The sequence below is a fragment of the Limosilactobacillus walteri genome, assembly GCF_014830205.1.
Taxonomy (GTDB): Bacteria; Bacillota; Bacilli; order Lactobacillales; family Lactobacillaceae; genus Limosilactobacillus; species Limosilactobacillus walteri.
Genome location: NZ_QORN01000029.1, coordinates 52678 through 65348 on the forward strand (window position 1 = coordinate 52678; position 12671 = coordinate 65348).

The 12671-nt window shown below is 39.1% G+C and carries 13 protein-coding genes; 9 read left to right on the forward strand and 4 right to left on the reverse strand.

Annotation, left to right across the window (positions count from 1 at the left end; genetic code table 11):
• Positions 1–26 precede the first annotated feature (26 nt).
• Together DTK66_RS07525 and galU are read left to right on the forward strand one after the other, a co-directional pair.
• Positions 27–1043, forward strand: coding sequence for an NAD(P)H-dependent glycerol-3-phosphate dehydrogenase (locus DTK66_RS07525; protein WP_153930349.1), 1017 nt, complete (start codon positions 27–29; stop codon positions 1041–1043).
• Positions 1044–1108: 65 nt separating this feature from the next.
• A complete protein-coding gene (gene galU, locus DTK66_RS07530) occupies positions 1109–2023 on the forward strand; it encodes a UTP--glucose-1-phosphate uridylyltransferase GalU (protein WP_153930350.1) in 915 nt (304 codons plus the stop codon).
• 137 nt (positions 2024–2160) lie between these two features.
• Here galU and DTK66_RS07535 read toward each other — a convergent pair whose 3' ends face one another.
• From DTK66_RS07535 to DTK66_RS07545, 3 genes are read right to left on the reverse strand one after another with little or no spacing between them, the layout of a single operon-like run.
• Positions 2161–2895: a LutC/YkgG family protein gene (locus DTK66_RS07535; protein WP_153930351.1), complete on the reverse strand. Its 735-nt coding sequence runs from the start codon at positions 2893–2895 to the stop codon at positions 2161–2163.
• Positions 2888–4375: a LutB/LldF family L-lactate oxidation iron-sulfur protein gene (locus DTK66_RS07540; protein WP_153930352.1), complete on the reverse strand. Its 1488-nt coding sequence runs from the start codon at positions 4373–4375 to the stop codon at positions 2888–2890. Before DTK66_RS07540 ends, DTK66_RS07535 begins: the two co-directional genes overlap by 8 nt.
• The gene (locus DTK66_RS07545; protein WP_172971264.1) at positions 4376–5179 is read right to left on the reverse strand and encodes a (Fe-S)-binding protein; all 804 of its coding nucleotides are present in this window, start codon (positions 5177–5179) and stop codon (positions 4376–4378) included.
• A gap of 266 nt (positions 5180–5445) precedes the next feature.
• Here DTK66_RS07545 and trxB point away from each other — a divergent pair, with 266 nt between their 5' ends.
• From trxB to DTK66_RS07560, 3 genes are all read left to right on the forward strand, one after another.
• Positions 5446–6378: a thioredoxin-disulfide reductase gene (trxB, locus tag DTK66_RS07550; protein ID WP_191668274.1), complete on the forward strand. Its 933-nt coding sequence runs from the start codon at positions 5446–5448 to the stop codon at positions 6376–6378.
• Positions 6379–6456: 78 nt separating this feature from the next.
• Positions 6457–6969 (forward strand): acyl-CoA thioesterase, encoded by a 513-nt coding sequence (locus DTK66_RS07555; protein WP_153930355.1) that lies wholly within the window; start codon positions 6457–6459, stop codon positions 6967–6969.
• A 98-nt stretch (positions 6970–7067) separates the two neighbouring features.
• Complete coding sequence (locus tag DTK66_RS07560) at positions 7068–8795, forward strand: phospho-sugar mutase (protein WP_191668275.1); 1728 nt, start codon at positions 7068–7070, stop codon at positions 8793–8795.
• 52 nt (positions 8796–8847) lie between these two features.
• Here the strand turns inward: DTK66_RS07560 and DTK66_RS07565 are convergent, their stop codons facing one another.
• On the reverse strand, positions 8848–9780 hold the full coding sequence (locus tag DTK66_RS07565) for a LacI family DNA-binding transcriptional regulator (RefSeq protein WP_191668276.1): 933 nt from the start codon (positions 9778–9780) through the stop codon (positions 8848–8850).
• 90 nt (positions 9781–9870) lie between these two features.
• Here DTK66_RS07565 and DTK66_RS07570 point away from each other — a divergent pair, with 90 nt between their 5' ends.
• From DTK66_RS07570 to DTK66_RS07585, 4 genes are all read left to right on the forward strand, one after another.
• Positions 9871–10725: a GRP family sugar transporter gene (locus tag DTK66_RS07570; RefSeq protein WP_191668277.1), complete on the forward strand. Its 855-nt coding sequence runs from the start codon at positions 9871–9873 to the stop codon at positions 10723–10725.
• Between the two features lie 93 nt (positions 10726–10818).
• On the forward strand, positions 10819–11382 hold the full coding sequence (locus DTK66_RS07575) for an HAD family hydrolase (RefSeq protein ID WP_191668278.1): 564 nt from the start codon (positions 10819–10821) through the stop codon (positions 11380–11382).
• Positions 11383–11465: 83 nt separating this feature from the next.
• Positions 11466–12104, forward strand: coding sequence for a YfbR-like 5'-deoxynucleotidase (locus tag DTK66_RS07580; RefSeq protein ID WP_153930359.1), 639 nt, complete (start codon positions 11466–11468; stop codon positions 12102–12104).
• A gap of 105 nt (positions 12105–12209) precedes the next feature.
• Positions 12210–12488 carry a hypothetical protein gene (locus tag DTK66_RS07585; RefSeq protein WP_153930360.1) on the forward strand — a complete coding sequence of 93 codons (279 nt, stop codon included), beginning with the start codon at positions 12210–12212 and terminating at the stop codon, positions 12486–12488.
• Positions 12489–12671 lie beyond the last annotated feature (183 nt).

Sequence of the window (12671 nt, forward strand, 5' to 3'; positions counted from 1 at the left end):
AAATTAACTAATTAAGGAGAAAGATTATGGCAGAAAAGATTGCTGTTTTAGGTGCAGGTTCATGGGGTAGCATTTTAGCAAATATGCTTACTGAAAATGGGCATAATGTTATGCTATGGTCCCGCAATAAGGAACAAGTTGAACAATTAAATACTAACCATGTTAATCCGCATTACATGAAAGATTTTGTTTATTCTGATAAATTAGTAGCGACAACTGATATGAAGGAAGCCGTTAAAGATGCCAGCGTTATCTTGATCGTCATCCCCACTAAGGGATTGCGTGAAGTTGCTCAAAAGCTAAATGCGATCTTAACAGAATTGAACCAAAAGCCGTTGATTATTCATGCCACCAAAGGATTAGAACAAAATACCTATAAGCGTCCTTCTGAAATGTTGAGCGAAGATATTTCTCCTAATAATCGAGAAGCAATTGTGGTTCTCTCTGGTCCAAGTCATGCTGAAGATGTTGCAATAAAAGACATGACGGCAGTAACGGCAGCTTGTGAAGACCTTAAAAGTGCTAAAAAAGCTCAAGAACTATTCAGTAATTCATATTTTCGGGTTTATACCAATGATGATGTGATTGGGGCGGAATTTGGGGCTGCCTTGAAGAATATTATTGCGATTGGTGCTGGTGCTATCCAAGGACTTGGCTACCATGATAACGCAAGAGCAGCTTTGATTACCCGAGGATTAGCAGAAATTCGGCGATTAGGAGTTGCGTTTGGTGCTAATCCGATGACGTTTATCGGTCTTTCTGGTGTTGGTGACTTGGTTGTTACCGCAACGAGTAAGAATTCACGTAATTGGCGGGCCGGTTATCAATTAGGGCAAGGAAAGAAGCTCCAAGATGTTATTGATAATATGGGCATGGTGATTGAAGGCGTTTATACCACTAAGGCAGCCTATGAATTAAGTCGAAAGCGCCAAGTTCAAATGCCGATTACAGAAGCCCTTTACCGTGTTTTATACGAAGGCGAAGATATTAAGACCGCAATTTCTCAATTAATGAGTCGAGATCTTACGTCAGAAAACGAATAAATATGGTAAAATGCTAAAGGATGGATATTGAGAGAAATTGAAAATATGGAAAGGGTTTTATAATTATGAAACGTGTTAGAAAAGCCATTATTCCGGCTGCCGGTTTAGGAACCCGTTTTCTACCTGCAACTAAGGCATTGGCAAAGGAAATGTTACCAATTGTTGATAAGCCAACAATTCAATTTATCGTTGAAGAAGCGCGCAAATCAGGAATTGAAGATATTGTTGTTGTTGACGGTAAGAATAAACGCTCAATTGAAGACCACTTTGATTCCAATCCTGAATTGGAAGATAATCTTCGTTCAAAGCACAAGGACGAAATGTTAAAGATGGTTGAAGAGACAACTGACGTTAATATTTACTTTATTCGTCAATCACACCCTCGTGGTTTAGGAGATGCGGTCTTAACCGCTCGTGACTTTATTGGTGATGAACCATTCGTTGTAATGCTTGGTGATGACCTTAATAACATTAATAATAAGAACGAAGCATTGACTAAGCAATTGATCGAAAGCTACAACCAGACAGGTGCTTCTACTCTAGCTGTTATGCGGGTGCCACATGAAGATACTGCAAAATATGGTGTCATTAACCCAAGCAAGGAAGTAACTCCAGGACTTTACAATGTAACAAGTTTTGTTGAGAAACCAGCTCCGAAAGATGCACCTAGTGATCTTGCAATTATTGGTCGCTACGTCTTTACTCCAGAAATCTTTGATGTATTGGCAAAGACGAAGCCTGGTAAGGGTGGCGAGATCCAATTAACAGATGCAATTGACACCTTAAACCAAACACAACGAGTATTTGCCCGCGAATACAAGGGTGACCGTTACGATGTTGGTAACAAGTTCGGCTGGGTTAAGACTAATATTGAATATGGTTTGGAACACCCACAAGTTAAAGATGAATTGCGCGAATACATTAAAGAATTAGGCGCAAAATTATCTGCCGAAGATAAGCAAAAAGGGGCAAAGAAATAATCTGATTTGTCCAGCAGGCAAGGTTGGTTAAATGGTGGTTAATCTGCTAGTCAGCTAATGCCTTATGATATTTTCATATTTAAAATAATAAAAGCTGAGAGAAAACAAAAAAGTTTTTTCTCAGCTTTTTACTATTTCTACATATCTTCGACAACTACATATTCCATATCTAACGGTCCATGAACACCAACAATTAAAACCATTTCAATGTCCCCAGAATTAGAAGGACCAGTGATAAAGTTGATATTTGAAGTTTTTAATGTTCCATCTTGGATTGCTTTTTGATAATAATCCATTGCTTGGCGCGATCGTGGTAAGATTTTACTCTTTGGAATAATCGCAAGGTAATGGGTTGGTAAGAAGTGGAACGTCCGACCTTGTTCGGGATATGTGGCAATGGTGATTGTTCCCGATTCTGCTAATAGAAAGTCAGCAAAGCCAATTGCACCGTCACTATTATTGGCATTAACGATATTTTGCCGGCCAAGTTCTTCTTCCCAATAGTAGACGGGATCGACGCGAAGATTATCTTGCCAGTTGCCTAGTGAGTAGTCTTGCCATTTTTTCTCATCAAAAGAAGGAAGCATTAAGCTTTTAATATCTTTTTCTTGAATAAAATCATTTAACGTATGTCCTAGCTCAGCGGATTTAACAATCCGAAAATCAACGTGGACTTCTTCACTATTCTTTTTAGCAATTTCAAGTAGTTCATCTTGTGATTTTCCCGAAAGAGTCTTTTCTGGCAGATCATTTACCGGCACGAAAGGATCATCTTTTAAAGTATGGCGGGGACGATCAGCAGCTTTGGCGATTCGATTAAGGAAATCTTCTTGGTTTTGCTTAGTATTTGCATCTTTTAAATAATCAGTCATTCTTTTGGCCCTCCTCTTCTTCATGATGACGGTACCAGTGGCGGAAATTCTGATGATATTTTGGCGGAACAGCAAGGTCACGAACATTTACCCAGCCCTGAGCTAATTTAGGGGCTACTGCTGGTAAGTGATTAATTTTACCTTCTGGGTAGAGGTTCTTAACATCTTCTGGTGTTGTCTTCTTGCCAAATGGTTCCAGAGCAATATGAGCGAACCGCATTGCATCATTGAAGAGCACTGGAGAACTTGTTCCTTTCCCAACCGCTTTTAAGAGGGTATTAGACATACTATGGTCTAAGTGAAGCTGATCCATTTCAACATATCGGTGGTGGCGGATGAGGTCATGTAACGGAATCTTAACAGGACATGTTTCTGTACAGGCAGCACATAAACTACATGCATATGGTAACTCCTTAAATTCCTGGTAACCACCCAAAATTGGCGAAAGAACGGCGCCCATTGGACCAGGATAAATCGAGCCATATCCTTTCCCGCCGACTTGACGATAAACGGGACAAACATTTAAGCAAGAACCGCAACGGATGCATTGGAGCATTGGCTCAAAATCAGTATTAAGCATCTCTGAACGGCCATTATCAACGATTACGACATAAAAGTCATCAGGACCATCGGCTTCATTAGCCTCTTTGCCCTTGGAGAAGGTACAGTAACTGGTTAACTTTTGACCAACAGCACTCCGGCATAAAACGTTATCAAGCGTTTCAGCTTCTTTAAGACTCGGAACAATTCGTTCCATCCCCATTACAACTACTTGGGTCTTGGGGATTGCCATGGTCAGATCAGCATTACCTTCGTTAGTAACGAGGTTAATCATCCCGTTGTTTGCGATTGCAAAGTTACAACCAGTAATTCCAAAATCAGCTTTCATGAAATAATTGCGTAAGTAATGACGAACAAAACGTGCCATATGCTCGGGATCATTATCACCATCATAGCCGAGTTTTTCAAAAACTTTTTGAATTTGATTACGATTTTTGTGCAACGTTGGAAAAACAATGTGGGTTGGTTCATCCCAGTTATCTTCTTGTAAAATAAATTCAGCTAAGTCAGTTTCCATTAATGAAACGCCAGGAATTGTTAGTAAATCTTTGTCTAAGCCAATTTCGGTTGTTACCATTGATTTTGACTTAACAATATGTTGGGCTTTTTTCTTGATTGCTAATTCCTTAATGAAGGTACTTGCTTCATCGCCGTCTTTAGCAAAGAAAACGTGCCCGCCATTTTTTTGAACATTATCACTAAATTCTTCAAGGTAGTCGGGGAGGTGTTTGAGGACGTGCTGACGAATTTCAGCCGAAAGATCCCGCCAACCTTCCCAATTCCCTAATTGTCGCCGTGCCTCAGTCCGCTTTTGGAATTGGGCATCTTGTGCTTTGGCAACAGAAGCACGCATAAATTTATCGGCTTCCGCTTCTGTTATTCGTTCGTTAAAAGGCTTATCGCTTGTTGCAATTCCCATCTAAAACACCCCGTTTCCATTTGCTGGGACCATTACATGATCGGTATCCTTAACATAGGTAATCCGACTAGGATCAACATTATGGTTAAGGACTTCGGCAATATGCATAATCTTAATGTGTGAGCCATCATGGCGCCGATTAATCCGGCCTCCGATGTTCATCAGACAAGTTTGTTCACAGGCAATTAAAACGTGCGCTTTGGTCTTAAGAACATTATCCGCCTTGTCGTCAACCATTGCTTCCGAAATTAGTGGTTCCTTGACTGAGAAAGTTCCCCCGAATCCACAGCATAATTGAATATTATGGAGCGGGATTAGCTGTAAGCCTTTAACGTGTTCCAATAAAACGATGGGAGCTGTCCGTTCGCCTAACAGACGGGTCATATGGCATGAACGGTGAAAAGTTGCGGTATCATCTAATTCAGCTCCGCAATCAAGGATACCAAGGACACGATAGATGAATTGGGTTAATTCAAATGATTTATCATAGAGAACCTGGGCTTTTTTAGCATATTCAGGATCATCCTTAAAAATATCCTTATATTCGTGAAGCATTGCTACACATGAACCAGTGGGGCCAACGATATAGTCCGCATCGATACTTAAAAGGGCATCGAGTTGGTTCTTAAAAGTTGCCATAGTTTCCTTGTCGTAACCACTGTTATAGGTTGGCTGTCCACAGCAAATTTGCTTATTAGGGAAAAATGTTTCACACCCAAAGCGTTGGAGGAGTTCGACAGTTGCTTTACCAACGTCTGGATAAAGCAAATCAACAATACAAGTAGAAAAAATACAGACTTTCATATAAGTGTGCATTAGTTGAATGCACTTCGCCTCCTTAAAATAATCGAATCCAATTAAAATTAATAAATGCTTATCATAATAAGTATAACGCAAATGTTGATAACTTAGTGTTGATATCGCTTTAATTATTTTATTCACATATATAAAATAATAATATTTGTTATAGTCTGATAAGAATATAACTATGAAAAAGTAAGCTAAAAAATAGACAAGCACACAGAAAGTCGGTATGATATGGATAATAATTATTTGAGGAGGAAGAAAAAATGGCAGAAAACAAGCAATATGATGTTGTGATCATTGGTGCTGGTCCTGGTGGAATGACTGCTGCAATGTATGCTTCACGCGCCAATCTATCTGTCTTAATGTTAGATCGAGGGATTTATGGCGGAAACCTAAACAATACTGCTGAAATTGAAAATTATACTGGCTTTAAGAGTATTAAGGGGCCAGAACTTGCCCAACAAATGTATGAGGGAGCAACCCAATTTGGAGCTGAATATGCTTACGGAACCGTCACGAAAATCGAAATTGATGGTAATGTGAAAAAGATAACTACTGATATGAACGAGACGTACAGCGCCAAGGCGGTGGTGATCGCTACTGGTTCTGACCAACGGCACTTAGATGTACCAGGAGAAGAAGAATTTGGCGGTCGCGGTGTTTCATACTGTGCAGTTTGTGACGGAGCTTTCTTTAGAGGAAAACACTTAATTGTCGTTGGCGGTGGTGACGCTGCGGTTGAAGAAGGCGTCTACTTAACCCAGCTAGCGGCAAAAGTAACGGTTTTAGTCCGTCGTGATGAATTACGCGCGGAACCGATTATCCAAGCTGAAGCTATGAACAATGATAAAATGGAGTTTATCTATAATACGAGTGTAACGGAAATTATCGGGGATGATGTAAAGGTTACAGGCGTTAAAACCCATAATAATAAAACCGGTGAAGATGGCGAAATGACAGCTGACGGTGTTTTTATCTATGTTGGTAACTTGCCAATGACGAAGGCGTTTACTAATTTAGATATTCTCGATGATCAAGGATGGGTTAAAACGGATGAACGAATGCGGACATCACTGCCAGGTGTTTTTGCCATTGGGGATGTTCGTGAAACGCCATTACGTCAAGTGGCGACTGCTGTTGGTGACGGAGCGATTGCGGGGCAACAGGTTTACCAATATATTAAATCAATTGATTAGTTAGAAAGGCTGGGAAGAAGATCCTGGCTTTTTTCTTTTATGCTAAAATTAATACATAAAAGTAAGGAGGACTTTTCAATGGATGCGATCAAGTGCAATGATACCTTGGCAATTTCTATCCATCGCGTTCGTAATTCCGATTTAAATGAACACGGGACGGTTTATGGCGGACGAACATTAGACTTAATTGACGGTCAGGCTTCGGTGGCGGCGATGCGAGTGGCGCGGACAACTGTTGCAACAGCCTCAATGGATCATATTCAATTCCTTCGTCCTTTTGATTTACAAGATTCTATGTGCATGGAAGCCTACGTAACTGGGTTTGGCAAACGGTCAATTGAAGTTTTTACAAAAGTAATTGGAGAACATTTGATGACCGGTGAACGTTTTCTTGGATTTACCAGTTTTATGACTTTTGTTATCTTAGAACCGGAAAAACAAGTTAATTTTACGCGGGTAATTCCAGAGAATGCTGAACAACAAGCATTAGTGGCCGCTTATCCGCAACGGCTAGCAGATCGGAGAATACAGCGGCAAGCGCAACAAGATTTTCTTCAAAACATTTCACTTAATAAACCATGGCTAAAGTAGTGTTGGTAAAATTTTAGTAAAAACAAAAGTAAAAAGCGACATCAAGGATTTTATGCGGTATACTAAAAAACAGAGTAAGACGTAAAGGAGACATTATTGTGAGCTGGAAAGATACTTATAAGGTTTGGCAAGAACGGACAGATCTTGAACCAGACTTAAAGCAAGAATTAGCTGCAATGAACGATGATAAAGAAATTGAGGACGCCTTCTATGGACCGCTCTCATTTGGTACTGCTGGTATGCGGGGCTTGATGGGACCAGGGATTAACCGGATGAATGTATATACGGTTCGGCAAGCAACAGAAGGATTAGCAACCTTGATGGATTCACTTGGTGATGAGATCAAGCAGCGCGGGGTTGCGATTGGTTACGATTCACGTCACAATTCACGTAAGTTTGCTCATGATGCGGCTCGCGTACTAGGCGCACATGGGATCAAAGTTTATATTTATGACAACCTTCGCCCAACTCCAGAGCTATCATTTGCGGTTCGGCATATGGGAACTTACGCCGGAATTATGATTACCGCTAGTCATAACCCGAAAGAATATAACGGCTACAAGATTTATGGTGAAGATGGCGGACAGATGCCGCCAAAGGAATCTGACATGATGACCGGTTATATTCGTAAGATTGATGACATCTTTGATATTGCCTTAGCTGACGAACAAGAAATGCTTGATAATGGTCTTGAGACGATTATGGGTGAAGATGTTGACGCTGCTTATCTTGAAAATGCCAAGGGAGTAACTGTTAATCCAAAATTAGCTCAAGAATATGGCAAGGACATGAAGTTTGTCTTTACACCATTATGCGGGACCGGGCGGATGCTTGGTGAACGTGCTTTACAACAAGCTGGTTTTACAAATTATGAGATGGAACCAACTGAAGCACAGCCTAATGGTGATTTCCCAGGGTTAGAACATCCTAATCCAGAATTCCCCGAAGCATTTGTACGGTCGATTGCTCTTGGCAAAAAGGTTGGTGCCGATGTTTTAATTGCGACTGATCCAGATGCTGACCGTCTTGGCTGTGCCGTTCGTCAACCTAATGGTGAATATCAATTGCTTACGGGTAACCAGATTGCTTCAATTATGCTTGCTTACATCCTCGAAGCTCATAAACAAGCAGGAACTTTACCCAAGAATGCGGCAGCTGTTAAGTCAATTGTTTCAACTAACTTTGCTGCAAAGATTGCCGAAAGCTACGGGGTTGCAATGGTTAATGTTTTGACTGGTTTCAAGTGGATTGCCGACCAAATTCACCAATATGAAACTGGTAAGATTGACCATACCTTTATGTTTGGCTTTGAAGAAAGCTATGGTTACTTGATTAAGCCATTTGTTCGGGATAAGGATGCTATTCAATCATTAACACTATTAGCTGAGGTAGCTGCATATTACCGTAGTCGGGATATGACCCTTTATGATGGCTTACAAGAACTCTTTAAGAAGTATGGCTACTTCCGTGAAAAGACGATCGCTAACACTTATGCTGGCGTGGACGGTCCAGCTAAGATTAAGAACTTAATGAAGAAGTTCCGCGAAGAAGCACCAACCCATTTTGCTGGTCACCAAGTGGTACTTACTGAAGACTTTGCTAAGGGTACTAAGACGACTGCTGATGGCAAGGTTAGCGAATTAGGCATTCCTGAATCAAACGTATTGCGTTACATTCTTGATGACGATACATGGATTGCAATTCGTCCTTCAGGAACTGAACCAAAGCTTAAGTTCTACATTGGAACGAGTGCGGATACCTTGGAAAAGGCCAATACAAAGTTAGCTGACTTTGAAAAGGCTTTGCAAGAATTTGCTGAAGAATAAATTGAACTGATAAGGATAAAGCGAGATTGAAAATTTTTTCAACCTCGTTTTTTTAGCGCCAAATTATATCAAAGTTTACCTTTTCTTTCATTGTTGAAGTTGCTTCAGTAGCTAGTTTTAATGCTAAAATGCCAGTTTCATCTAAATGTTGATCAATTGATGTAAAGCGAAGTAATTTACTAACTAATTGATTTCCCTGTCCGATGATTAATGTGTCTGAATTGCCGCGGGCCTGGTAAGCACCAGCAGCAGATATATCACTTTCCGAAAGAACTATTTGTAAGTTAGGAATAGTTCTTTTTAGCTTTAAATAACCGTTTTTTCCATCCTCAGCAGTTCGACAATTATATATAATTCTTTCTGGCTGGGGATAATGATTAAAAATTTTTTTGAAAGCCTCAAAAGTTTCTTTAGTTGTTTTACTATCTTGCGGATTGCGAATAAACATAAAACCAAAATTAGTAATTTCCTTTTGTTTTAAAGTTGTAAAAAGCTTTTCAAATATTTCTTTGCGATTATTGAAAACACAGCGAGTCTGCTGATGATTACTATTTTCGCAGAAAACAATTTTGCCAAAGCGCTGATAAGGGTAAATTTTTGTATATGGCAAGGAATGCGAAGTAATAATGAGTGAACTTACCATGTTGTGTTCGAGTTCTTGTAAATATTGTTGTTCGCGGTTTGCGTTATATGCGGTAGGTAATATAACAACTTCCTTACTTATCTTACTAGCTTCAAGGATAATTGCATTTACTAATCCTTGGAAATAGGGGTGATCTAAAAATGGAACAATCACGCCAATGCGATTATTAGTTTTAGTGCTGAGATTTCGCGCAAGGCCATTATAGTGATAATCTAGCTTAGCCATTGCTGCAGTTATTTTATTACCAAGCTTATTACTTACATAGCCATGCTTTGTAATAAATTTAGATACTGATGATGGAGCGCAGCCAGCCTCTTTAGCGACATCGTAAATTGTTGACATGTTTTTTCCTCATTTCTTATTGACAGGAAACCAGTTTCCTAAATTATTATAAGTCCGCAAAAGAATTATATGATAGAGGAGATTGGAATTATGAATATTTTGATTGCTTTAATTCCTGCGTTAGGGTGGGGAACAATGCCCCTGATTACTGGAAAAATTGGTGGATCACCGGTTAATCAAATTTTTGGAATAGGTGCGGGAGCTTCACTTATTGGCTTAATCGCATATATTTTTACCCATCCAACAATTAGTACAGCAGCTTTTTGGCTTTCCGTTCTTTGTGGAGCATTATGGACTGTTGGACAAATCGGTCAATTTATTTCGTTTAAGCACATTGGTGTTTCAAATACTATTCCGTTATCAACTGTTTTTCAATTAGTTGGGAATTCGATTATTGGTGTTTTAATTTTTGGCGATTGGGCTGGGGTGAAGTCGAAAATTATTGGAATAATTGCTTTAATTATTGTTATCGTTGGAGCGTTATTTACATCTGTGAGTGATCAAAAAGAGAAGAAAATATCAGCAAGTGCTGTTTTGTTCCTATTGTGTACAACAATTGGTTTTTGGGTTTACTCTTCATTTCCTAATATTCCAGTAATCAAGCAACAAAGTGGTACTGGAATTTTTCTCCCGGAAATGTTAGGAATCCTACTCGGAGCAATAATATACGGGCTGTTTGCTGACCGTCATGCTTTCTTTGAGAAACAACAATACCTTAATATTCTTGGAGGTCTTGCTTGGGGAGTTGCCGGTTTTGCTTATATTTTTTCTGCACAAGTAAACGGAAATACATCTGCATTTATTTGGACGCAGTTAAATGTTGTTATTGCAACTTTTGGTGGAATTTTCATTCTTCATGAACACAAGAGTAAACGTGAAATGTTTTATACAATTTTGGGAATTGTGTTAATTGTAATTGGAAGCGTTGCAACATCATTTGCCTAGGAAGACAGTTAATATGACAAAACTAAAAAATTTTATTTTTGATATTGATGGTACTTTAATAAATACATGTAATATGTATATGCCGGCTTATTTGTGACTCTTAAAAAGAACGGGTATTACTTTTCGGCAAGTCAAATAAAAGAGCTGAAAAAAAGAATATATGGTTTGGCTGCTACAAATGCGTTAGAGTACCTGGGTGTCCCACATAGTGAAGTGAAGATAATTAACCGAGAATGGTTAAGGGCAGCTTATCAAAATTTTAATGAGGTAAAAATATTCAATGGCATTCCTGATGTATTAAGAAAGATGGCAGCAGATCCTGATAATCATTTAGCAATTGTGACTTCAAAAACGGAACGTGAGTATCAACGGTATTTTCAAGATAAGTATGATTTTGCATCTGTTTATTCAGTGGTAGTAACTGCCGATAAAACGAATAGACATAAGCCGGATTCAGAGCCAATTGTATATGCAATGAAGGAAATGAAAGCAAATCCCCGTGAAACTATTTATATTGGTGATATGCAAACTGATTTGCTTGCTGCGCATCGAGCGGGAATAAAATTCGCCGGAGCATTATATGGGTCAATCAACCCGGAAGCATTAAAGAAAGCCGATTATCTTTTAAGGTCACCAAGAGACTTGTTGAAAATCTAATTATTCCTAATAAGTTTTTTCTTGAATTTTTACATAAAAATTGTATGATTGTAAAAATCAACTATTTTGGGGAGGAATCCGCCATGGGAATGCATGAGTATTTAAAAAGTTTAAGTGATCTTGAAATGATTAATCGTGCTCCGGGATATTTTAAATTTGAAGAGCATAACGTTGCTGCCCATTCTTTTAAGGTGACGCAGGCGGCACAAATGCTTGGTGATATTGAAGAACAAGCAGGTAATGAGATTAACTGGCGGTCACTATACGAAAAAGCCCTTAATCATGACTACACAGAGCGCTTTATCGGTGATATTAAGACACCGGTCAAGTATGCGACGCCGGAATTGCGGTCGATGTTGGCCCGGGTAGACAAGTCACTGACTGAGAACTTTATTCAATCAGAAATCCCGGCTGAATTTCGCACGGCATACGAGCGACGCTTTGCGGAAGGAAAAGATGATACGCTTGAAGGTCAAATTCTAGCAGTAGCTGATAAAATTGACCTGATGTATGAATCGTTTGGCGAAATTCAAAAAGGTAATCCAGAACCGGTGTATATGGATATCTACAAGTCAAGTTTGACCGCGATCATGGACTTTCGCGATATGGCAAGTGTGCAATACTTTCTTAAAAAGATCTTGCCGGAGTTATTAAAAGACAATGCAGATGGTAATGCCAAAAATCAACTGGCAATTGTGACAACCCAAATAATTCAACAATAGGTATTGTAAAATGTTCTTCTTTTACTTAATAGTTGCTTTTTGCAAACGCTTTCTTATAATAGAGATAGAGGGTAAAAGCTAACAAAGTAAAGGGAGGCGGCAAACATGTTTACGGCAAGTATGTTTACGGGAACATTTTCAATTTTAGTATTATGGTTAATTGTTGATATTTTCTGGATATTAAGTCGGCCTAAAGATATCGTAATGCGTCGGATATGCGCTTGGATTAATTTAATTGCAATTATCGGCGGATTTAGTGTATTTTATGGTGTAACTCACTTGGGCAATGCCAATATTGTTCCATGGTTTATTTGCCTCAATTGGCTTAACGTTATTGCGGCAGGTTTCCAATTTTACTTTGGTTATGCTCGGCGGTTTAATTAAAAATAGGTTTTGCGGAGAATTAGTGGGAAATGCCCACGATTCTCCTTATTTTTATCTAGTAAATTTATAGACGAATGCATGTTTGGATGATAAACTTATAACAGTAAATAGTGAAGTGATGATATGAGTGGGACGCGGTAATTTAACGCTTGCGATTCCACTTTCTTTTGTCTAAAAATTGTA